Annotated in this window: 18 protein-coding genes; 15 read left to right on the plus strand and 3 right to left on the minus strand. The window is 50.7% G+C overall.

All coding sequences use genetic code 11. The features are described 5' to 3' along the window. Positions 1–476: 476 nt before the first annotated feature. Positions 477–1,589: a hypothetical protein gene (locus AC5PZ0_RS02265; RefSeq protein WP_493854206.1), complete on the plus strand. Its 1,113-nt coding sequence runs from the start codon at positions 477–479 to the stop codon at positions 1,587–1,589. Between the two features lie 32 nt (positions 1,590–1,621). After that, positions 1,622–2,212, plus strand: a complete 591-nt coding sequence (locus AC5PZ0_RS02270) for a hypothetical protein (protein WP_493854207.1) — start codon at positions 1,622–1,624, stop codon at positions 2,210–2,212. 133 nt (positions 2,213–2,345) lie between these two features. Here AC5PZ0_RS02270 and AC5PZ0_RS02275 read toward each other — a convergent pair whose 3' ends face one another. Next, positions 2,346–2,819: a helix-turn-helix domain-containing protein gene (locus AC5PZ0_RS02275; protein WP_493854208.1), complete on the minus strand. Its 474-nt coding sequence runs from the start codon at positions 2,817–2,819 to the stop codon at positions 2,346–2,348. Positions 2,820–2,985: 166 nt separating this feature from the next. Between AC5PZ0_RS02275 and AC5PZ0_RS02280 the strand changes: the two genes are divergently transcribed. From AC5PZ0_RS02280 to AC5PZ0_RS02290, 3 genes are all read left to right on the plus strand, one after another. After that, positions 2,986–3,378, plus strand: coding sequence for a DUF6957 family protein (locus AC5PZ0_RS02280; RefSeq protein WP_493854209.1), 393 nt, complete (start codon positions 2,986–2,988; stop codon positions 3,376–3,378). Between the two features lie 519 nt (positions 3,379–3,897). Then, positions 3,898–4,287 (plus strand): hypothetical protein, encoded by a 390-nt coding sequence (locus AC5PZ0_RS02285; RefSeq protein ID WP_493854210.1) that lies wholly within the window; start codon positions 3,898–3,900, stop codon positions 4,285–4,287. 95 nt (positions 4,288–4,382) lie between these two features. After that, on the plus strand, positions 4,383–4,676 hold the full coding sequence (locus AC5PZ0_RS02290; protein ID WP_493854211.1) for a hypothetical protein: 294 nt from the start codon (positions 4,383–4,385) through the stop codon (positions 4,674–4,676). Positions 4,677–5,126: 450 nt separating this feature from the next. Here the strand turns inward: AC5PZ0_RS02290 and AC5PZ0_RS02295 are convergent, their stop codons facing one another. Then, positions 5,127–5,396: a hypothetical protein gene (locus tag AC5PZ0_RS02295; protein ID WP_493854212.1), complete on the minus strand. Its 270-nt coding sequence runs from the start codon at positions 5,394–5,396 to the stop codon at positions 5,127–5,129. A gap of 259 nt (positions 5,397–5,655) precedes the next feature. On the opposite strand from AC5PZ0_RS02295, the gene AC5PZ0_RS02300 reads away from it, so the two are divergent. Continuing rightward, entirely contained in the window at positions 5,656–5,742 is an 87-nt protein-coding gene (locus tag AC5PZ0_RS02300) for a hypothetical protein (RefSeq protein WP_493854383.1), read from the plus strand. A gap of 132 nt (positions 5,743–5,874) precedes the next feature. Then, positions 5,875–6,237 carry a histone-like nucleoid-structuring protein, MvaT/MvaU family gene (locus AC5PZ0_RS02305; RefSeq protein ID WP_493854213.1) on the plus strand — a complete coding sequence of 121 codons (363 nt, stop codon included), beginning with the start codon at positions 5,875–5,877 and terminating at the stop codon, positions 6,235–6,237. A gap of 332 nt (positions 6,238–6,569) precedes the next feature. On the opposite strand, the gene AC5PZ0_RS02310 is transcribed toward AC5PZ0_RS02305, so the two are convergent. Continuing rightward, positions 6,570–7,940 carry a hypothetical protein gene (locus AC5PZ0_RS02310; protein ID WP_493854214.1) on the minus strand — a complete coding sequence of 457 codons (1,371 nt, stop codon included), beginning with the start codon at positions 7,938–7,940 and terminating at the stop codon, positions 6,570–6,572. A gap of 1,496 nt (positions 7,941–9,436) precedes the next feature. Between AC5PZ0_RS02310 and AC5PZ0_RS02315 the strand changes: the two genes are divergently transcribed. The 8 genes from AC5PZ0_RS02315 to AC5PZ0_RS02350 all read left to right on the plus strand — a co-directional run bounded on the left by AC5PZ0_RS02315 (position 9,437) and on the right by AC5PZ0_RS02350 (position 21,598). Beyond that, positions 9,437–9,988 carry a hypothetical protein gene (locus AC5PZ0_RS02315; protein ID WP_493854215.1) on the plus strand — a complete coding sequence of 184 codons (552 nt, stop codon included), beginning with the start codon at positions 9,437–9,439 and terminating at the stop codon, positions 9,986–9,988. A gap of 301 nt (positions 9,989–10,289) precedes the next feature. Further along, positions 10,290–11,117 (plus strand): hypothetical protein, encoded by an 828-nt coding sequence (locus tag AC5PZ0_RS02320; protein WP_493854216.1) that lies wholly within the window; start codon positions 10,290–10,292, stop codon positions 11,115–11,117. Continuing rightward, positions 11,110–14,382 (plus strand): DEAD/DEAH box helicase, encoded by a 3,273-nt coding sequence (locus tag AC5PZ0_RS02325; RefSeq protein ID WP_493854217.1) that lies wholly within the window; start codon positions 11,110–11,112, stop codon positions 14,380–14,382. Before AC5PZ0_RS02320 ends, AC5PZ0_RS02325 begins: the two co-directional genes overlap by 8 nt. 109 nt (positions 14,383–14,491) lie before the next feature. Next, complete coding sequence (locus AC5PZ0_RS02330; RefSeq protein WP_493854218.1) at positions 14,492–14,791, plus strand: hypothetical protein; 300 nt, start codon at positions 14,492–14,494, stop codon at positions 14,789–14,791. Between the two features lie 65 nt (positions 14,792–14,856). Further along, a complete protein-coding gene (locus tag AC5PZ0_RS02335) occupies positions 14,857–16,353 on the plus strand; it encodes a DUF3375 domain-containing protein (protein ID WP_493854219.1) in 1,497 nt (498 codons plus the stop codon). A 1-nt stretch (position 16,354) separates the two neighbouring features. Continuing rightward, positions 16,355–17,101 carry a DUF4194 domain-containing protein gene (locus AC5PZ0_RS02340; protein ID WP_493854220.1) on the plus strand — a complete coding sequence of 249 codons (747 nt, stop codon included), beginning with the start codon at positions 16,355–16,357 and terminating at the stop codon, positions 17,099–17,101. After that, on the plus strand, positions 17,094–20,417 hold the full coding sequence (locus AC5PZ0_RS02345; RefSeq protein ID WP_493854221.1) for an ATP-binding protein: 3,324 nt from the start codon (positions 17,094–17,096) through the stop codon (positions 20,415–20,417). The genes AC5PZ0_RS02340 and AC5PZ0_RS02345 overlap by 8 nt, the downstream gene beginning before the upstream one ends. After that, positions 20,417–21,598 carry a Wadjet anti-phage system protein JetD domain-containing protein gene (locus AC5PZ0_RS02350; RefSeq protein WP_493854222.1) on the plus strand — a complete coding sequence of 394 codons (1,182 nt, stop codon included), beginning with the start codon at positions 20,417–20,419 and terminating at the stop codon, positions 21,596–21,598. The genes AC5PZ0_RS02345 and AC5PZ0_RS02350 overlap by 1 nt, the downstream gene beginning before the upstream one ends. Positions 21,599–21,949 lie beyond the last annotated feature (351 nt).

The following is a 21,949-nucleotide window of genomic DNA, read 5'->3' on the forward strand; positions in this document are numbered from 1 at the left end:
TCTGATGTACGGACGTGAGCATAGGAGTGACTCTGTGAAATGTATACTGCCAAATTGCCGGATTTAACTTCATAAGAATCAGTTGGTTAGCGAGCTGTATTTATATACAGTTCTGTAAATTATTGATTTATCGACAAAAAATTTGCTGGTTGTGTAGATTGGGCGTGGAATCAAAATGACATTATGTGAACTGCGTCACAATGCCTTGGTTTCGGATGGAAACCCGGCGATGGAACTTCGCGGCTCTGAGTCGTGACCTTGGCCACCTACATCCTTCTCCTTTCTGACGCCGATAGCTCTTCAGGCGAGCGTCGTAGGGGCCTACATCCACTTTATGATGGCTTCGCGATGATCACCGAAACCATACATAAGGCCTGCCACTAGCCACTCTCCACCTGGATCACCTACCTTCTTGGCTACCGTTCATCATGCAGTGTTAAACTGCTATCATCTTTTGGTTTGGAAGGGATTCTCCTGTGAAGTCTGTTGTTGCTTGGGGCATAAAACATTGGGTATGGATCGCTATGGTCTTACCCATAGTGATCTTGGGTGGTGGCCTCTTCATCACCTACGCGCTAAAGCTTCCATTCATTTCTAGCAACCACTCAGCCTGGGCAAGCTTTGGTGCCTTGCTCGCAGGCTTTTTCACACTGACGAGCACGCTTGCCACAGTCGCTACTCTCCTTTTTCTGGCCCGCCAGAACAAAGGTATGCAGAAGGTTACTCAGGCCCAACTCGCAGCGATGACGTTTGATAGGTACATCAGCCATCGCAAGCTATTTATTGAGTTGTTAGAGGAGCAGGAGAAAAGTCTGGGTAAGAGTTACAGGTTTCGTAATCCGACACTCTTATATAAAGCGATCTTCCCCAACAACTCGCTTCACGATTGTGAGCTGACAGCTTCTCCACTTTTTGATGTGAATGGCGATGGCGTCAATCATTTGGGGAAGCTTTGGGCAAAGCTGGAGCGTGTTAAAAAAGCCTTGGCTAGCGCCTCTGCTAGTGACGAAGAAGGTCACGATTTTATTCTTGATCTGATTGGTCTTCGACATGATTTATTAATGGTTGAGCAGCAACGCGCTCTGCGAGAGGGTGATGTCCTGTTTAAGGGTAGGGCGCAGGGTTTTAATGTGTTTATGCTTGATAATGTTTTGCTTGATTCTGTTAAAGTGGCTGGCATAATATTCAATTTTGCCAATGCTCCGATTACGGATGCGGATTTGTATCACACTTGTCCATCAGATCTAAAGGATAAGATTTTGAAAGGGCTATATGTCCCTCGTAAAATATCGGATCTAACGGTTCATTCGGTGGGTGGGTTTATTGCCGAGTTAGTGTGGGTCAGAATTTCGTTGGCTGAGGTGTGCGAAATTGATCCTGAGTTTATAACCGCTAAGCATCGTCTGGATGAAGTTTTCTCAAATGTTCAGGCTGTTGAACGTTTGAAAGAGAGGGCTGTCCTCAGGACACTGATTGAATTATGTCTTAAAGATGTTAGATCTAAGTACGATAAAATGAGCGATGGCGAACATTTTTCGTTAGTTGGTAAAATTGATTCGCGTCTAAATCGTCTGAAAATTAATTTGTGATTTCTTTGGGCGGGTTACATCAGGAGATGTATGTGGGTAATGATATCAGGCAGGGTGATTCAAATTTTGCTTATTTGCCAGTAAAGACGCTGTTACTGGCATTTTGTATGGCTTTATGCTTTCGAATTGCAGGTGCAGGAGGGGATTTTCTAAAGGGTAATGCATCATGGGCCAACGTTGCCATGGCCATATCCATGTCATCGTGTTTGCTGGTGCTTTACTTTATTTCGGTCTTTTATCCAGGCAATGATAGTAAATTTATAGGGCTGGTGCGAAAGCTGTTTTTTGAGATTGTCAAATTTAGTTTCGATTTTGGATTCTTTGCAATTGGCTTTATTGTGGTGGTCGAGTTTGGGGATCCCGGCTACTGGGGGGCTCTGTCGACTTGGTTGCCTTTATATCTCGCGATATTCGTGGCATTCAATCACGCATTGTTGGTGGTGCATGGTGGTACGGGTGGTACGGTGCGCCTCGCGAATCGAGTGGATGAGAAGATGGGATGGAAGATAAATTTCACAATTGAAGATAATCGTATTGCATTTATGATGTTTGGTTCGCTTCTTGCGATTATCTTCGGCGCTATCTTTCTCCACTTGAAACAAGATATTGCTGGTACTCCATAGGCCGAAGCTATCCGGCCAATCACCTTGTATTCCTTGTTATTAGAAATCGGAATTTACGCCTTGGGATAGCAACAGCCCAGGGCGACTCCTGCAAATTCTTCCGCTCCAACTGTCCATGCGGCCTGAATGGTTGTTAGGACTTCCTCCAATAGTCCCTCACGCTCGTCAACGCCAGGCCAAGCTGATCAGCCACCTGCTGTTGCTTCATGCCAGCGGCTTTGAGGGCCAGGACTGCAGCTTCGTTGTCAGCGTTGAGCGGCTTGCCGCGTTTCCGTTTGACGAGGTTGCCGTCCTCGTCGAATTGCTCGGTCAGCGCCTTCAATCCTCCCTCAGCCTCAAACGCTGCGACGTGGGTCAGCGCTCTGCCAACGACTGTCAGAGCCGGCTCATTTTGTTTTTTGGCAATGGACATCGCGAGCATGGCGAGCGGGTCGACGCCGAGGCTCTCCGCAATCTGCTCGAGCTGCTCGATGGTGATGCTCGTCTTGGCGTTTTCCAGGGCGCTGATTTTGGTGCGGTCAGTCGCTTCAGACAGATCGGCGTATCGGGCCCCCCTGACGTGGCGAAAAGCGCGTAGCACGCCGGCGAAGGCAATCCTGAGCTGCATAGTTCATCCAAAAGTCAGGATATAGCCATAGCTGAGCTTTGCGGATAAACGGCAATTTACTGTATTATCCGTATCATGTGGATGGCCCTGGATGGCACGTCTAGGTGAGAGAGGGGCGGTCGGATGCCGCCAGGCTTCTCTGCAGTAGCACCAGCGAGGTGAGGAATTGGACACCGCTGACATCGAGCTCTTTAGCGAACCGTCAGAGCGGCGGGAGGGCGCAAGCGGGGATGAGGCGCAGCTGATCGAGCTTGTCACTGGCCGCTACCAGGCCAAGGCGTACTGCCTAGTTCGGGACTGGACATTGTTCCGCGCGGAGCTCACTGAAGCTGAGCTTGCGAAGGTCTCAGCGGCCGGAAACATCCCCTTATTCCTGCTTGCTCACAATGTGCTGGCAGATAGCTCTGGCCGCTTCCAGCCGGGCAATTGGGTGCGCTCGAGCATCGGCGTGGCGCTCGTGGACGGGTATTTCTTTGAGACTCGGAACACGGTGTACGTGCTCGTTGGAGAAGGAGTGGAGCAGAAGGCTTCGCTCAAAACGATCTTCTCATTTTATTGACACACACGAGCAAGGGCTCGCGGCTGAGGCTGATGTTTAGAACAAACGCGACAGATATGGCAGGCGTGCCAGGCATGTTTGGAGAGGGCTTGGCTCACTGGTATGGGGTGTCCAGGGCCTTGTCGACACACTGGTATCACGTAAGTGTGAAAAGGCGGATGGATGGTCGCTTTGTCTCCAGTGAAGAGATGCTGAATGACGAGCCTCGGTTGCATGAGCTAGTCAGTGCTCAAGGCGACGATCTTCAGATTCAAGACGTGCAAGTGGTGACGCCAGGGCGGCTGAATGGCACTGCGACTTGGCGTATGGAGCGACTGAGGTCTGTGTCTATGGGCTTTGACAGGAACGACTGCCCCGTATGCCTGCTCGAGGTCGAGAGTGGTCAGATCTACAACGACTCCCATGAGGGTGGGTTTGATCATGACTCTCTTCGGCAGGTGAGAGAGCTGTACCGGGCTCCGGTGTAATTTCATTTCGTGATCAGTTTTTGGCTGGGTTCAGCCATGCAAGGAGCTTTACGTGGCAGCGTCAAATACCTACTCCATCGATTTGCACAGCAGGCGGTTCACGGATTTTGATCTTCTACGTATTGCGCGCGCCGCAGGCCAAGGGTATGCAGAGCCTGTCACCGCTTACTTGGTGAACGCTCAGATCATTGCTGCTAGTGCTGTTGGTGTTGTTTTCGGCCATGTAAATGCTGGCCCGGATGGGCGATTTGCTGACGGGCACTACCTACGCAGCTCTGATATCCAGTCGTTGCATAAGGAGGGGCGCTTCTGGGTAGCGACTACTCAACGTTCCCGTTATGTCATTGCTTCTTTCCGGAAGGATGGTGGGCGTGCAGGGCTGCGGGAGTTTTTGAAGGGCGGGGCTAAAACCTTTTTCACAAGCCCGAACCGGCTCCAGTAAACCCTAATTTTTGAACAAGGTAGCTCTATTCGGAGCTGCCTGCGGTCTCCCTTTGCCTATCGCTAGGCATTGGATTTTTTGACAGGAGTTATATAGTGGCAGCCACTGATTACATCAAGGTCTCTGGGAAGCTTGAAGATATTCGTGTTTTTGAGCATCGCGAGGGAAGTGTCCAGGTCATCATGAAAATTGATGGTGTGCTGGTTCCAAACACTGTCATTCCCACTCAGCTCTATGAAGAGATTGAAGCTGGTAAGCACTACGACTTTTATTGTGTTTACAAGAAGTCAAAAAATAAGCTCAAAAATCACGGGGCGGTGTATGCGTTTAAGGAGGAGGGCGGATTCGCAGCCTTACCAAGCTTCGCTTGGCCACACCTGTGTATATGATGTTCCATGGAGCTATTTGGTTTGTCGTGGCATACGTAGCAGTATTTCTTCTTGCGCTTCTACCAGTGCTCGCAGAGCACCCTACCACGGGAGCTATACCCGTGCTGCACAGCTATTCGATGATAGGTGGGGCAATTCCTGGAATGTACTTCCTTTGGCGTGCTATTGATTTCTGGCGCAAGTCGGCGGATTTGGAAGCCTGGCCAAGTGTCGCCCCGAGTGTTGTGGTTGAGCGGTTCAGTAAGCTTCACAAGTAAAGTCCAGTGCGCTTGGGCGTGCCGCTTTGCGGCCAGGCTGTCGTAAACCGAGTCCCGCTTTGCGGGGCTCGGCCCTTCGGGCTTCCATCCTTCACGCCTCCGGCCTAGGCCTGCGCGCTCCACTTACATAGATGATCGGTTCTACGATGGTATGAGCGCATTCATGGCTAGGTAGGATATTGCTTTGAGCGTCTCAGCTGGTCAGTGCCTTTGCACCACTGGTGCTCGCCAGCTCGAGTAATTTTGAGCCAAGAGCCTTGGCCTGGGCGGGGGTGAACGTGAAATCAATGCCTCCAACAGTGAGCATTATCATATTGGCGGGATCGATGCCTGTCATAACTAGGTAGTTGTATGGGTCAGTGGAGCAGGTCTTTTCAGGAACATCAGGGGGCGAGAAGAATGCCATTTCATAATCAAGTTTTTCCGATTTTGTTTTCAGGAATGTATTGATAGGTCGTTTCACAGCTTTTATCCGTCAAGAAGGGTTCTAATGAATAAAACGGTTGTTGCTGGAAAAACTTGAGTGGGTAGCGAGTTTTTTATGCATCTTGTTACTCATGGTGTTATAGCCAGCTGATCAAGGAGTCAGTCGCCCATCATCAGGAAGTATTGAGCTGAATACAGTCTAAAATGCGTAATCTGCTTGCTCGACCCAATCGCCCGCTGGAGTACGTATGTGACGAAGCCTCCTAATACTCGAATCAAGAAAGGGCACAGGCGAGATTGTTCTTAGCCGGGGAGGAACTCTAAAGGGGCTGCTGGAGTGGAGGCATAAATACGGTTCTGACGTTGTGAGCTGGTGGCGGTAGCCGATACACCGTGAGCCTCAGTCAGCCTGTTACGTTGAGCTCTGGCCTGCTGTGAGGCCAGCAATTATCTGGATTAACCCCATGAGATCGCTGTACCCTTAGAGACATTTTACAGCCAATAGGATTCACAAAATGTCGCGCCTTGCCGAGTACCGTCGCTTGGAACAGCAGCTTGCAGCTCAGCTTGCCGAGCTGGAAGCCTTAAAGGAAGACAACGGCCTCAAAGAGGAAATGGAGTTTGAGAGCAAGCTGCGTACTCTCCTGGGTGAATACGGTTTCAGTCTGCGAGATGTCATCAATATTCTCGATCCGCAAGCCAACAGCCGTCTGCGCGCGGCAGCGGAGCCTGCTAGCCCTCGCAAGCCACGCGAGGTTAAGACGTACAAGAACCCACATACCGGTGAAGTGATTCAGACTAAGGGTGGTAACCACACCGTTCTCAAGTCGTGGAAGAGTGAGCACGGCGCAGAAGCTGTAGAGACCTGGCGTCAATAAGCTCCTCAGAGGCCTGCTTCGGGAGGCCTTTTCATTTGAGCGCTGTTCTAAGTTTTGTGCGAAAAGAGATGCGGCAAATCTTGTCTGGAGCTTGCCACGTAGTACCTGAGCAGAGCAGCCAGCGCGGGCCATCAAACATCAGTCGGCCGCTCAGGCGGGGCCCCTTGGCCATGGATTTCGATGGAGATCGGTGGCCACAGTCCAGGCCTCATCCTAGAGTTCGTAATGCTTTGCCATCGCGGAATTTACTTCCGTCGATGGCGTACTCTGAAAAACTCAGCGTTTGAGGGCTACTGACTGGGCTTTACAGGAGTTCGTACAGAGCCTAGAGACTATTCAAGGTCTTCATCGACTTCTGCTTGCGGGCGAACCCAGCCATGGCCGCTGAAGAAGCTGAATACCTCCGAAAATTGGGTATGGGCTCCCTTGCGAACTGTCTCCTGGAAAAAGTCGTCAGTTGATTGATGACTTGGCAAGTCATGCGGCTCCGCGTCTCGAAGCAGTCCCAGTAGAAGGCCCTCCGTCGCGGTAGCATTCCAGCACTGACTGTTACCCATGAGCGCACCTAGGAGAAGCTCCAGTTGTGAACGGTTGAGTCTTCCAGAGAACGGTGCAAGCAAGTTGCGGAAGCGGATCTCAGACCCTCTGAAGCTTCCAGAATCACCATAGCTCGAGACAGCCCGCTCCCACAGTTCTGTTATCGGGGAGGCACTAATCGCTTGTTCAAGATAAGTGTCACTCATGTCCTGGATGACTCTCAGCAGACCTTGACGCAAAGCGGGTACCGACACACCGGCGAGCGTCCGATAATCAGGCGCGTTCGCGGGATCAAAATTCGCGGCGGTTTCAACAAGCACGGTTTGAGTGGAGGGCTCCAGTTGCGACCAGAATGCTGGGAACGCCGCAAGCAGAGAAATTGCCCGAGGGCGTGAAGCTGGCTCGGCGCTATCAATGAGTTTCAGGATTGCGGAACGGATATCTGGCCAAGCGTCAGGAACCCGATCACGCAGTGCGATCAGGGTGTGGGCAATTTTTTGCTGGTGCGCTTCCCACTCTGAGGGAACGCCTTTCAATAAGGATTTACCCAGAATTGTGCCGAAATTTTGCACATTTGGCGTCTTGATGCGCTTCAAATACCGCTGATCCACGTATTCATAAATCTGGTCAGGGGCAGCCGGAAAACCTGTGGACTGTACGTCTAGGCTAAAGATGTCATAAATCGCTTTTCCTTGACGCGGCTCACGCGAAAGCACGCAATCAATGACATTAACGAGATGAAGCCTCACCAGTTCAGGTGAGGGTTCGAAAAGCTCGGCTTCAGCTGAGAATGCAGGGTGTGCGCATAGGTGTCGATCGTCGCGCATGCGTTGCAAATGGCGCTTGGCGATAGGATCAATGACCTGCGTGGTGTCTGTCGCGTGGTCAAGGATATCCGCCTCAAGGGTCAGTAATTTAGAGATATTGCCCGCAGCAGTGGCAGCATCCCATTGCTTGACGAACAGAGTAGCCGCTGCGTCCCCTTGAGCACTGATCTCACGATACTTGGCGATCAAATCATAGGCTAATGCAACCCAAAGCGACGTGAGTGATCCCCGCAGGGCGCCGGCTTTGTATGCTTTGACAGAATCGAGAAAATAACGCTTTGAAGCGGGGTTTCGAATTCGTGTGACTAAAATGTCTAAATCTACAAAGCCAAAATCCATCTGTGTCCATGCTCCGCAGTACGGAAAGATAAAGCTAGTTCACCTCAGCGACCCTTGCTTCCACAATAGAGCTAAATCGGCAGTCGACGACAAAGCACCTTCCGAGGACGCCGTTATTGGTACCTGGCCTCGTGAATATCCCATGCCAGTAAAGGCGCAGCCATTGAACGATCGAATGATGGTCGGCAGCGCCTCAGTATGATCGTCCTGCATTCGCGGTGAGTGTCCTGCCAAAAGCCGACACCTGTGATCAACAGGGGCATCGCGCATCGTCGGAAAGGTGTCTGCACTGGTGGCACTCCTTGATCCTCACAAAGTGGAAATTGCGCAGGTGGACTGATAAGCAGCCTGGGAGGTGAGGTCAGTGATTGCTACGCTTCAAAATGGGGGCATGCCCAGGCATACGCCTTGGCTCCTATTCCTTCGAGGTGGTTATGAAAAAGACACCTGACTATGAGGCTGGCTGGACGACGCCAACCGTCAACCCAGAAACGCTGTTCTGGAGGAGCAGCGCGCAACCTGAGACTCAAGGCAGCGAATGGAGCGAGTGGGGTTTACAGCGCGGGCTTTACTGCAGGGCTTGCCCATCTAGCCCCGCTGATAGAGGAATTTCAGCGAGAGCTGAGGAAAGCCCAGGCCATGAACATCGCAATGATGAAGCAGCTCGAGGCACTGAGCTCCACATCCCTCCTGCGAGGCAGGCGCCGTACATAATCTCGAGAGAGGTTCCTTGGACGGAGTGGATCGCAATGATGCTGGGAGTCCAGTCATCGATCACTGGTGATGCTCACCCGCAGGTGAGGGCAGAGGACATGTTAGTCCTCTGCCTGGGCTCGCTTTAGCTGCGCGGCTTGTCAGCGTCGCTGCGCTTCTTCCGGATCTGTCCATCATCGTTACGTGAGCGGGGCTGCTCGCCACCGCCTGGCTTCGGCACGTTCACATTCTTGTTGATAGGGCGTCGGTCTGTCATGACGGTATTTCCTTCGTAGATTGGACAAAGGTGAGATCGCTGAACAGCTGACCCTGACCTCTGAAAACACATGATGTGGTGCTTTCATCTAGGGTTGAGCACAACATAATGCGCTTCGCTTTACCGCGCAATACGGTTAGCTAAGGTTATTAGCAAGCTGTGATCGGGTGCGCCTTGTTTTGTCGCGTCGCCGGTAGGAGAACATTTGCATCCCTTCGAGCTACTCGTATGAATGCCCGTTTCAAACATCCGCTATGCCTTCTGGATGCCTCAATGGGGGCGGGCGGCTTTAGTAGCTTGGCGTGATCTGACGATAGTGCAGCGACTGGAGGTAAGTACCAAGACAATCGATCTCTATCGCGTTCGGGTGATGACGCGCACGAAAGCTGAAAGCTGGCCGGCTCTGGTAGGGGATGGCCATTGCTGCTGCCAGGTTGGTCACCGAGCCCGGGCAGTACATTCGAAGTGCCTTAAAAATCCCAGAGAGCATAAAGTTAGAGGCTAGGTGCGCTTAGTCGACGTGGCCATGACGCCGACTCTCTCGCAAGGTGGCACCGCGTCTGCAATTCTGCCGGCGCTCAATCTTCCTCATGGATCTGGAGTAGGTATGCGAAGGGATCAGATCACAGATGAGCTGACTCAGCTCGCTTTCGAGTTCTTTTATAGCTTTTCTCGGTTCGAGTTTTGTTTGAAAGAAAACGGTTTTCTGGGAAATGACCAGCCGGGTAGCGCCGCTGAACCAGGATGGAATGCATTTGTAGGGCGGTATTCGGAAACCTATACGTTGTGCCCTGAGGCCGAAGATCTGCTCGCGGCTCCTCCCAGCAAACAGGTGGTTGGTGAGAATAGCGCTTTAGAGTGGCGCGGTCTCAGATTCGGTGAGGGAGAATCGGATTTAGCAAAAGTGGTTCGTGTAGTTAAGACCGTTCGCAACAATCTTTTTCACGGCGGAAAACATGGTGACGCTGGGTGGGACAATCCAGATCGCACGCGGGCGCTTATCACGAACAGTCAGGCCGTACTGAGCACTCTAGTAAAGCTTGGAGATTTTCAAGAGGACTATGAGCGCCGGTACTGAGATATGGACGTACCTTCAAACGGGTGATGGCAATTCTTCTCCATCGCCTTGTAATGTCCAGTCCAGCAAGGGGGTACGGATGTGCTCTTTGTGGCCAAGGATAGGTTGGCCTGAGTTATATGGGCATCACATAAGGTTATGTTAATGTGCCATCATTCCGCTTGCGAGGGTAGGACGTCGGAGGGGAGCCTTTCCTTCACAAGCGCTGCAGTCAGCACTCGAAGTGGAGGGATGTGTTCTACTAAGCCGAGAGTCTGGGGTGTTGGTTACTGATTAATAAAATGTGGGATGGATTCTAAAAATGCCGATTAACCAAAAAACAGTGGCTTCCAGTGAGTGCGAATTCTCTGAGTGGGAGATCAATCCTTTAAAAGAAGACAAGCTTGTAGAAATCGTTGCCTATCTGTATTTGAGGCAAGAAGAGAATGCACAACGAGTAATTAGTCAGGTTGCAACGCAAAGGGTTGAGCCCTTTGGTAATGTTGTTGCAAATGTGATAAAGAAACTCGGGGTTCTCAGTTCAACAGACCCCTCAAATACTGCAGATCAGATAAAAAACTCGAGAATTCACCGAGATGGACTTTTGTTTCAGCATATATCTTGGGTTGTTACAAGGATTTCAATTCCAAATGGTGTCATGACTTCGCCGCATGTGCGACAAGCCGACAAGGGGTTTGACGGCTTCGTACTTGAGCTTGATGATAAAAAAGAGAAAGTTGATAGCATCATTATATCCGAAGATAAGGCATCGGCCAACCCCAGGAAACTGATTACGTCTAAAGTTTGGCCGGAGTTGAAGCAGATAATTGATGGTGAGCGTGATGACGAAATTTTGGCTGAGCTGGTTACTTTGCTCAAGGGGGTCGAGGGTGTAAATAAAGAAGGGGCGATAGGGCGGGTAGTGTGGGAGGAGGCGAGACGGTTTAGAGTTTGTGTGGCTACTGGGGAAAATATTCGAGATACTGTTTCTGGCAGTTTTGACAAGCTTATGAATGGTTTTTCAGGCACGGTTAGCGGAGCGACGAGTTCACGCACGGGTGGGGTTCTGGCATTCAAGGACGTTCGCGATGGTTTAGATAAGTTTGCTCTCGCAGTCATCGAAAAAGTGAAGGAGATCGATCGTGTTTGACTCCACTTCTCGTGCGCTCTTGAAGAGTGCTCCAGGCCTTCCCGAATTCGACCCGGATACCATCGATACTCTACTGACAGAGGCTCATGTAGAAATTGCGACCGCACGCCTGGCTATTCAGCGGGGTGCTGATCCGGACAGATCGACTCTGACCAAGGTTAGGCGACTGGCGTCAACCTTTGAAGCATATGTTGCACTTGATATACAACCTGAGAAAAAGCGAGCCGCCGCTTTCGTCGCCGGTGTTGCTCACCAAGTAATCTCGATGGCACGAAATGAGGAGAATAGTAAGCGCACGCTTCTTAGTGCAGAAGCTATTGACTCTACAATCTCAGCGACGCTGCTGTTTCTCATTGCGGATCGTTCAGCAGATGCCGCTGAAGCTGCCAGTCGTCTCACAGTAGTTAATGTCACTTCGCCAATGCGAAGCGCATTAATACTATCTGTTAAAGATCTGGCTATGGGGCGGCTTGACTCTCTTCTGGCGAGAGAATATCCCGTAGATGCGATGTACTCAGAGGTAAATATTGGGCGCGATAGTCGTGAGTTTGCTGCAGATCTACTTTTTCATGAGTGTGCAATAGCTGTCAAAGGTCTTGCAGCTGAGGCGCATGGCGCTGATTACGAAGTTGACGTAAAGGATGCTCTAAACAAAGTATTGGATTTATCGAGGGCGACTACTGAAAATCTACCTGGCCTATCAGGTGTGGTTAATTATCAGTATGCTGGCCCGCATCATTTGGCTAGTCTTTTACTTGCTATGATCGAAGGCGTCAGATCATCGATGCTTGCCCGTCTGGCGACTCCGGAAGGGGCCAATATTGGAGAATGGGATAAATGGACAATCAGCCAGTCTAAATTGCGACCGTTTTTATGGGTTAACCATCAAAAGGCAATCCAGAGCGGCTATTTGAACCGTGGAAATTCCATGGTGATGACATCGCCGACTGGCTCAGGGAAGACCACCCTTTCCATGCTGAAAATTGCAGCGGCTCGTTGTTCTGGGAGGTCAGTTGTTTATCTGGCACCGACGCATGCATTAGTAGATCAAGTCGAGAACGACTTCGCGCACCATTTAGCAGATATTGAAGCAGTGAGCGTTGAAGACAAGGCACTCGAAGAGCTTGGTGAAGCGCTTCCCCCATTCGCAGTTATGACGCCTGAGCGATGCCTAGCCCTCTTAGGTTTCGCTCCCGAACTATTTGGAAACGTCGGGCTTCTTGTATTCGATGAGTTTCACCTAATCGGTATGGATACAGATCCCAAGAGCGTTAAGGTGGGTTCGAGGTCAGTTGACGCTATGCTGTCGCTCCTTGGGTTTACTCGCCTATGTCCAACTGCTGATCTATTGCTCATGTCTGCAATGGTCAAAAATGCCAATGAGATCGCTAGTTGGATTAGCCATGTAGTAGGCCGAAGAGTGCATGTCTTTGACGATCCATGGAAGCCAACCCGTCAGTTGAGAACATGCGTCGTATATGATGAGAAAGCAGTTGATGCAGCCGTCGAGGTCGCTGCTAAAGGGGAAACAAAAAAAGAGCGCAGTCGAGTGTCCTCCGAACCTCTTGGCCTTTTTTCTTTAGTCGCAGGCTGGCACCCAATGCAAGCAGAAACATTTGCGATTAGAAGGCTTAGTGATGCCAATCCATTTTTAAATATTAATGACAAGGGTTATCTGACGGCTAATCGCAATGAGTTGGCTGCCACGCTAGCCGCAGATTTTGCACGCCTAGGCAAGAGGGTAGTGGTTTTTTGTAGCGACGTGAGAGTGTGCAGCTCGGTTGCTGATAGCGTCAACAAGTTATTGCCCCCGCCTTCTGTAGTTCTTGATGAGAATCAAAGATTCATCCGTGAAACCATCATAGAAGATGTTGGTGATGTTTCTGCTATTTTCGAGGTGGACTCCAGGCGTGCAGGTGTCCACCATAGCGACCTTCTTCCATTGGAAAGACGGTTGGTTGAGGCTGCTTTTCGTAGTAAAAGAGGAAAGAAAGAGTTGGGGCTTGATGTTCTGGCTGCTACCTCAACTATCGCCCAAGGATTGAATCTACCTTGTGATGTCGTAATTTTGGCAGGAACAGATCGTAGCGCCGCTGACGACCCAACTGGCAATCCTCGAACTGACTTGCGCCCGCATGAAATTTTGAATGCTCTCGGTAGGGCGGGCCGAGCCGCATACGCTGCTACTGGGCTTTCTGTGGTCATTCCCGCAAAGCCCATTGTTATTGAGCTAGACGAAGCTATCACTTCGAATAATGAAGATCTGTATACGACATTTGCTCAGCAAGATGCATGCGAAATAATTTACGATCCTATTGATTACCTGCTTGACCGAATTGAAGTTTCTTCTGCGAATGATCTGAGAGTGCAGGCTTTGATCCGAAGGCTGAATGCAGTCACTCCCGAGGGTAGCAGTGGTCTCGATGGAATTGTCAGGCGCTCATTCGGATATTTCCAGCGGAGCTCTCGAGACGCCAGCATTGCGGAGACTTGGCTCGAAGGCCGACGCGTTGCTTTGAAAGCTGCAGAGCAAGAGTTAGATGATCCGGAAGCTGACGACTGGCAGAAGGAACTAGCCATTCGCAATGGCGTTAGCCCGCGTGTTATTGCCAGCTTTGCTGAAGCCCTAGTAAAGTTGCCGGGTGAACTACGTACAACCTCGGATTGGGTTGGGTGGGCGTTTGACATAATTTCGAAAAATCCTACAGATCTGAATAGTTTCTTGCGCGAAAGTGCTCTTGAGTCTGTGTTTGCCAGGGCTCATGGGCCTGGTAATGATGCAGCAATAAAAATCCTCTCTGCGCTGAAAAAGCTAGTGGAGATGTGGTGTTCAGGAATAACTGTAGTGAATATTGAAGCGTGGCTTCTCGCGTTCATTCGAGAAAATGAGGGTGAAGTATCTAGGCAGGCGACTAAGTCGAAAACTGCGCATCACGCAAGGCGATTTATTGTTAGGTTAACGCCTGATATTGGCTTTCTCTGTGGGGTAATTGGACAGGTTGCTGCCCATGTGTTCGCGGAGATTGAAAACTCTCCACTAGACTTCATCGAGTTGCTACCGCAGATGATACGCGCTGGTGATTATAATCGGCACCAATTGGTGTTGCGTCAAAATATGGCTGGTAGTTCGAGAGTAGCTGTTCATGAAGGATATCTTCGTCTCCAGGCAAGCTTTGACCTGAATCCGAACTCAAGCATAGATGCGGTGCGATCTGAGGTGAAGGATGCCTTATTTTTAGACTTGCTAAGGGATTTTGACAGCTGACGCCGGATATCATTTTTCGTAACTGGTTGACTGGTCGACACCACATTCCCGACACGAGCGGATGCGATCGCGAAAGCGGAGGCGTTTGGCCATAAGCCGAATTTAGCTCATGTCCGGAATACCACTGTGGAAAACCCAGAGCATTGGCGTAGTGCTGACTGATTCGCAGATCCTTCTAAAAAAAATCCCTGAACCAGGGCTTTTTTGTGCCGGTCGTCAGCAATTTGTCACCACAGCCTTCGATTCTGACGGACGGCCACATGATATTGAATTCTTTGATTTTGAACGAACATTCATCGATGAATGGGGCAAAACCGGCATCGTGATACGGTGGATAACGTCAGGTTTCGGCCGAGAGAATTTGCCACCTATTGTCAAGCGTCTAGGCTTCTTCCGGCGACTAGCCTAGCGGCGGCCTAAATCGCGAGCGGCACAACCCACTTCGCCGCGAATCACCTATGGGGTACCTATCCCATGGAAGAAAATCTAGAACAGCGGGCTGAGCACTACCTTGGGCTCCGCACCCAAAATCCCGCTTGGTTAGTTCTTGCCTCTCGGCGTGCCCCGGTTTTTCTAGCCAGCCTGCGGCTGCTTTTCGAACCTGGTCAGGATGGCATCGAGATGAGTGATGCACTTCGCTCGATTGCCGACACGTTGGCGAACTGCTCCGACCCAGAGATCTATCAAGTACCTCGAGGGGCTGAGCTGCAGGAGGCTAATCGAGAGCTCAGGGAGTGGATCAACCGTCGGTTAATTGTCGAACGGAACGGGAGGATTTACGCGACTGACTTCCTCGAGTGTGCTTTTCGGTTTACCGAATCTCTGGAAGACCGCGTTATGACGTCGACCGCCTCACGATTATCAGTAGTGCAACGGGAGATCGAAAACCTTGAAACGCATCTGAACTCAGACCCGAAAAGCAGAATGTTGGCACTAAAACGTCGGATCAAAGAGCTACAGGCTGAGCTGGAGAAGGCGAAAGCTGGACTTATCCCTGTATTTGACGACGGGCAGGCGATTGAAGCCATACGAGAGGTGTATGGACTTGCGATTGGATTGCTGGCCGACTTCCGACGGATGGAGGACTCTTGGCGTGATGCCGACCGAGAACTGCGGCATTCCATAATTAGCGAGAAATTCCACAGGGGTGAGATCGTTGATAACCTTCTCGATGGTCAAGAAGCACTGCTGAACACGCCCGAGGGTAGGGTATTCGATAGCTTCCTACAGCAATTGTGGACTGATGAGCTCAAGAAAATGAGGCTCCGTCTTCAGAACATCATGCGCCACCCAGCTGCTCCCAAGGCACTCAACAAGTCACAGCAGTTTGAGCTGCTGCGTTTAGTACCGCGATTGATTCAAGAAACCGCGCTGGTTTTGCAAGCCAGGGCTCGGAGCGAGCGGGACGTCAAAAGCTTCATGAAAACCGGGCTTGTGGTTGAGCATCATCGGGTCGGACATCTGCTGAACGAGATTTTCAGTGTGGTCGTCAAGCTCGATTGGAATCGCAAAGCAATACGGCTCCTTGAAGTGCCGTTACCTCCTATAGGTATGGCCTTATACAAAGTGCCTGTAGTCGATAGGCTGCGTTTCAGGGGTATTACAGGTGAAGCTGCCCCAGTTCTCGACCTCAGTAGGCGCCGTGTGTCGCTTGAGCAGATGGAGGAAGAGTTCTGGCTCTCCTTTGATGGGCTTGATCGAGATGCCTTCATTAAGGATACGTTGAGGATATTGGCAGAGCAGGGGCGTCCGCTATCGCTTTCAGAGCTCGCCTCACTGCTTCCCCCTACGCATGACCTTGAGTGCTTCACCATCTGGATCACCATGGCTCGTGAGGCTGGCATTGACGTGTACGACGCTCAGACTGCCCCTTTTGAGCTCACAGACGCAGACGATCGGCGATGGCGGTTCCACCTGCCATTCACCCAACTTGAGAGCGAGAAGCTTCGCGATATCAAATGGGAGCTCTGACATGCCAAGTATTTTTGATGAGTTGACAGGCAGCCCTCCTGACGAGGATGGGTTCAACGAGAGTCCAGGGCAGGAGCCAGAGCCGGAAGACCTAGGGCTCATTAGCTCCGAAATTGACGATGACGATCGAACTCCGCGCAGAATTCGGGAGGTTGTACAGGAGCTGTTTAAGCACGGTTTCATCGAGGAGGCGTGCTATGAGCGGTTATATCAAACTGCATTAGGCAACGCCGAGCTGGTGAGTCAGATAGTCGAACCCTTCGATCTAAAGATCCAATTTGATGAAATTAGGGGCTTGGTTTTTATTCGAGTTCTCCATGAGACGGCTGAAGTGGCGGAGGGGTGGACGCATCCACTCATTCTTCACAAATCCTTCACTCTCGAAGAGACACTGTTGGTTGCTGTGCTGCGTCAATATCTGATTGAGTGCGAAATGGAGAATGGGGTAGGCACTGCAATACCCCAAATGACAGTGGATGATGTCATTGTTCAACTTCGGGCTTATCTTGGAGAGCGGGGAGCCGACTTCAAAGATAAGAAAAGAGCAATGGGGCTCCTGAAGAAGTTGAGAAGCCGCCACCTAATATCGATGAATGAGCACAGCGACCGGTTCACGATACGTCCGTTGATCGCGCATGTGGCCAATCCTGAAAGTCTGACCGCTTTACTCCAGTGGTTGTTAGCTCATGACTTCAGTGCAGATCAGTTCTCACCTACGGGTGAAGAAGGAGATGACTCTGATGATTAATTCTCCAAGCGGCAGCCCTGAAGGCTATGTGCTGACCGAGTTGATGCTCTACAACTGGGGTAGTTTCAATGGACTACACCCTGTTCCTATCGACCCTGCAGGTACGGCTCTTATTGGCGTTACAGGTAGCGGTAAAACTACGATAGTGGATGCATTCATGACGTTGGTTTGCCAATACCCTCGTTACAACCTCGCCTCTACTGGGGGTAATGATAGCGATAGAGATTTGGTTTCATACGTGCGGGGCGTGCAAGGTCTGGGCGAGGGTGAAAACCCAAAACAGCGGGGCACTCGCCTGGGGCAAACGATTACGGCTATCTGCGCCACCTTTTGCCGAGGTATTCAGCTCGTTAGGCTGGGGGTGGTCTTCCATTTCGAAGGCACTAGCTCAGCCATGGCAGAGCTTAATAAGTATTGGATATTTAGCACGAACCCTGAGCAGTCTTTGGAGTCTTGGCTTGCTGTTTTTCATGAAGAAGGGAAGCGAGGGCTCGAGCTTCTTGAGAAGAATGTTCAAGGGTTCAATGTTCATCCTGTCAGACGCGATTACATTGCACAAGTTCGTGCTCTATTCCAAGTCGGTGATAATGCTTTCGCTCTCTTGAATCGCGCGGCTGGTGTTAAGCAGTTGACGGATATTGACTCAATATTCCGAGATTTAGTATTGGATGACCGCTCAGCATTTAAGCGGGCAGGTGAAGTCGTCAAAAGTTTCGATGATCTGAACGTCATTCACCAGGAGTTAGAGATCGCCCGTGCGCAAGCGCACAAGCTCAAACCCATTGCCAAAGCCTGGGAGGATTTTCAGAACAAATCTCAAACACTCGATGAGCAAAAGCTTGTAACGGAGTTAGCACCCACCTGGTTCGCGGAGCAGTCTCATCACCTGTGGTCTGCCCAGAAGAATAAGCTGGAGGACGAGGTTAAGAAAGCCGTATTTGAAATGGAGCAGTTGGCTCAGCAACGGAATGAATTGAAGCAGAAATGTGAGATGTATCGTCAAGCCTACCTGCAAAAGGGCGGGGCCAGCATCGATCAACTGCAAAAACGGGTGAGGGAGTGGGAGTCCATAAGAATTTTAAGGACAACCCAATCTTCGCAGTATCAGGCGCGGATGCGTAGACTAGGATTTGATGATCAACTTACTGAATCTGTATTTTCGGCCAACAAAATTTTGGCAAGCCAGCATTTTGATTTTCTAGTGCATCAGATTTCCGAGCAGCGTTCCGAAGCGTTCCAGTTGGGTATAAATGAGTCTGACGCTAGGGTAAATCTCCATGGGCTGCAAGCTGAGATAGATGAGGTCAAGGCTCGGCCCGGATCAAACGTGCCAACCAAATACCACGATTTTCGCTGTGAACTCGCACAACACTTAAATGTAGATGAAGACCAGCTGCCGTTCGTGGCTGAAATGCTGCAGGTAAAGCAGGACGAGCAGCAGTGGAGGGGAGCAATTGAGCGTGCTATAGGAGGGAATCGACTTCGTGTTGTCATTCCGTCTGATATTGCCCAGCAGGCCCTGCAGTGGATTAATGGTCGTGATAATCACCTGCATGTGCGAGTTCTTGAGGTCGGTAAGGATGTTGAAGTCAAAGACACCTTCACTGATGGTTACGTTAAGAAGCTGAAGTTCAAACAGCACCCTTACAAAAAAACCGTCGAAGCGTTACTTTCTCAGTGCGATCGTCATTGTGTTGACAGTGTTGATGACCTGCTGGTTACCTCTCATGCAATGACAAAAGAAGGAATGATGTCTGGTCAGCCCCGGTTCTTTGAGAAACGTGATCAGCGACTTCTGCATTCTGATTGGTTTACTGGATTCGATAACCGTGATCGGTTGAACTTCTTGAGTCAGGAAATTGCTGGTGCCACTAAACAACTCGAAGTTGCTTCGGATGCTCTGGTGGCAGCACGTGATCGGTTGGGTGATCTGGAGGAGTCGGGCAGGATATACCAGTATATTAATGAGGTTGAATTTGACCTGATAGACCTAGTTGGGGCGGAGAATCAGTTGACGGACTTGCAGGGGCAGTTGGATTACCTGACCCGGACAGATTCTGATGTAGCCTCGGCGAAGCTACTCCTAGAGGGCGCTTCTAAAGCTGCAGAAGAAGCTGAAGGCGAGTATCTGCAAGTTCGTGATACCAATACTAGGTTGGTAGATCGTTTGGACTTTGCAATCAAGAAACTACGGAAAACATTGGACTTGACGGAACAGGGGCTGAGTCCTGAGGCGCGTGAAGTGCTTGTTAAGTATCTCCCGCCGATCAGCGCGGGTGATTTGGAGGATCTAGACAACATTGAATTGCGGTTTTTCCATGCTCATTCAAATGCTGTTCAGGTGATGCAGAATGAAATCACGCGCGCTGAGGGTGAGCTTATCAGGATAATGTCTGATGCCAAAAGTGTTGATACTGGTGCTTTAGCAGAAGCTGGTCGAGATATCGAAGATGTCCCTACGTATCTTGAGCGTTTGAGGATATTGACCACAGAAGCTCTTCCAGAAAAAGTCGAGCGATTCCTACACTATCTGAATCGTTCCTCTGATGACGGTGTTACACAGCTTCTAAGTTATGTTGAGCAAGAGGTTGTTCTTATCGAAGAGCGTATCCAGGAACTCAATAACACTCTTCGACGTGTGGAGTTCTTGCCAGGGAAGTATCTTCGGTTGGTAACGACAAAAATTGTCCATAAGGATTTGATATCTCTTCAGTCCGCTCAGCGAAAGCTCAACACCGCTCGTTTCACCGATGATGTCGGCGAAACCCATTACAGAGCGCTGAGGGTAGTGGTAGATGGTCTTAGGAAGGCTTGTGACAAACGGAAAACAATGGGCGCCCGGGCCATGCTTGACTCAAGGTTCAGGCTCGAGTTCTCAGTCGCAGTGGTCGATTCGCTCACCAAGGAAGCATCTGCTGGAAGGAAAGGATCTTACGGCGACAGTGGTGGTGAAAAGGAAATCATTGCTTCCTACATCCTGACCGCCGCACTGGGGTACGCCCTGTGTCCAGTGGGGGAGAGCAAGCCTCTATTCGGTACCGTAGTGCTGGACGAAGCATTCTCGAGAACCTCTGTGAGCGTCGCTGCTCGCATCATCGCGGCGCTAAACGAGTTTGGCCTGCACCCAATATTCGTGACGCCAAACAAGGAGCTGCGGCTGCTAAGGCTCCACACACGAACCGCAATCATAGTGCATAAAAAAGATGGCTCATCCTCCCTGGTTTCAATGAGCTGGGAGGAGCTGGAGCGTTACTACCTCAATCGTAAAGGGGAGGATGATGGTGAAGGCGACACTGGCTCTTCAGGGCCGCAGTAATGGCGATGAAATCACCTGGTGAGCTGCGGCAGAAGCTTGTGGAGTCTTGGAACAAGGCAGGAATACGTTCCAAGCAACTTCTGAACGCAGCGGCTTGGCCCTGGGAGCTTAAGATCGGGAAACCATCTCCTAGGTCTTTCAACACCCGTATCTCTACCGTTCAAAGCCATGTGGAGGCATGGCGCCAGGTGAAGGTTGGCAAGGTTGAATGGATAGATGCCTCCTATAGAAATGGAGCCGAATCGGTCAGGGTGCCTGCTAGATGGTGCCTGCGTACACCGTCAGAGTGGGTCGCGGCTACTCAAGACACGGGCATTGCAGAAGAGTACGAAGCGATGGGGTATCTGGTAGAGCGGGTACCCGATCATTTCCATAAATTGCTCGTCATCCAGCGAGGTCTATGGAAGGGCAGAGACCGTTCAGAGATCATCCAAGCCGCAATCGTAGCGTCACAACTGACACCGGGATGTGCCAGAGGCCTACCTTTGCGGCTGCTTTCAGGCTATGGCGTGGACACCAAGTTTTTTGAGCGACACGAGGTGCTCCTCAGAAAAATGCTGGACGTTCTGTTTGAGGGGGAGGCGTCAGAGCAAACCCTTTGCGGTTTTCTCGATGCCTATGATGAGTCAAACCATTGGGTGCTGGTGATGCCACTTGAAGCTGGGCTGCTCCAGTACCAACGGCTGAAGCTGACGACCTCTGAGCTTGGCCGAGTGGAGCTGCCTGGCGAGCGACTACTAATCGTCGAAAACGAAAAATGCTTTCATCAGCTGATCGATCTACCTGGAACGATCGCGGTTCTCGGATGTGGTCTGGATTTGGCGTGGCTTGGATCTGAAGCCCTCCGTAACAAAGCTACAGGCTACTGGGGTGACATGGATTCTTGGGGAATGCAGATGTTGGCTCGAGCAAGGGCCAAGCATGGTGGCATTACCTCCTTGCTCATGAATGAGGCCGTCTTTGATAAGTACAGGGGAGAATCCGCTGTGCCTGAGCCTGTACGGGCCCAAGAGATGCCCCCGGCTGGATTGACCGATTCTGAGTCAGCTCTGTTCAGACGTCTCGTAGAAAGCGCCAAAGGTCGGCTAGAACAGGAATTCATCCCGCACCCTGAGGTGCATCAAGCCCTAATGAGGTGGGTGGAAGATACGCGCACCTTCCAATCATTACGAGATGCCTAAATGCGACATAATTTGCATATTTGCGACGTGACCAAAGTGCCATCATTGAATGATTTTTTGAAAAACGGAGATCTATTGGTTTGAGATCAAAAACAAAGCATCAGTGGCCAAGCCACCTCATCCACTCAGATTGATCGCGCCGGCTGTGCGAATATTTATTGCTGTCCTCACGTTCTATCCGGCTATTTTGCTCAGATTTCGAGCAAATTTCGCCGAGATGGTGTGCTGCTACTGCCCCAGCCAGCAAGCTCGTCAGTTTGGGGCCGATAGGCCCCGGCTTTGTTTTTGCTCTCAAACAGGCACGTAAATAAGCCTGTTTTTTTTGTGGTTATTTGAACGATTGGCCATCAT

The sequence above is a fragment of the Pseudomonas sp. 5.2 genome (genome assembly GCF_059025405.1).

Excerpts from the sequence above, each read along its gene's own strand:
- AC5PZ0_RS02335 (WP_493854219.1), top strand. The coding sequence starts at position 14,857 with ATGGAAGAAAATCTAGAACAGCGGGCTGAGCACTACCTTGGGCTCCGC.
- AC5PZ0_RS02305 (WP_493854213.1), top strand. The coding sequence starts at position 5,875 with ATGTCGCGCCTTGCCGAGTACCGTCGCTTGGAACAGCAGCTTGCAGCT.
- AC5PZ0_RS02345 (WP_493854221.1), top strand. The coding sequence starts at position 17,094 with ATGATTAATTCTCCAAGCGGCAGCCCTGAAGGCTATGTGCTGACCGAG.
- AC5PZ0_RS02275 (WP_493854208.1), bottom strand. The coding sequence starts at position 2,819 with ATGCAGCTCAGGATTGCCTTCGCCGGCGTGCTACGCGCTTTTCGCCAC.
- AC5PZ0_RS02330 (WP_493854218.1), top strand. The coding sequence starts at position 14,492 with ATGTCCGGAATACCACTGTGGAAAACCCAGAGCATTGGCGTAGTGCTG.
- AC5PZ0_RS02315 (WP_493854215.1), top strand. The coding sequence starts at position 9,437 with ATGACGCCGACTCTCTCGCAAGGTGGCACCGCGTCTGCAATTCTGCCG.
- AC5PZ0_RS02310 (WP_493854214.1), bottom strand. The coding sequence starts at position 7,940 with ATGGATTTTGGCTTTGTAGATTTAGACATTTTAGTCACACGAATTCGA.
- AC5PZ0_RS02350 (WP_493854222.1), top strand. The coding sequence starts at position 20,417 with ATGGCGATGAAATCACCTGGTGAGCTGCGGCAGAAGCTTGTGGAGTCT.
- AC5PZ0_RS02340 (WP_493854220.1), top strand. The coding sequence starts at position 16,355 with ATGCCAAGTATTTTTGATGAGTTGACAGGCAGCCCTCCTGACGAGGAT.
- AC5PZ0_RS02320 (WP_493854216.1), top strand. The coding sequence starts at position 10,290 with ATGCCGATTAACCAAAAAACAGTGGCTTCCAGTGAGTGCGAATTCTCT.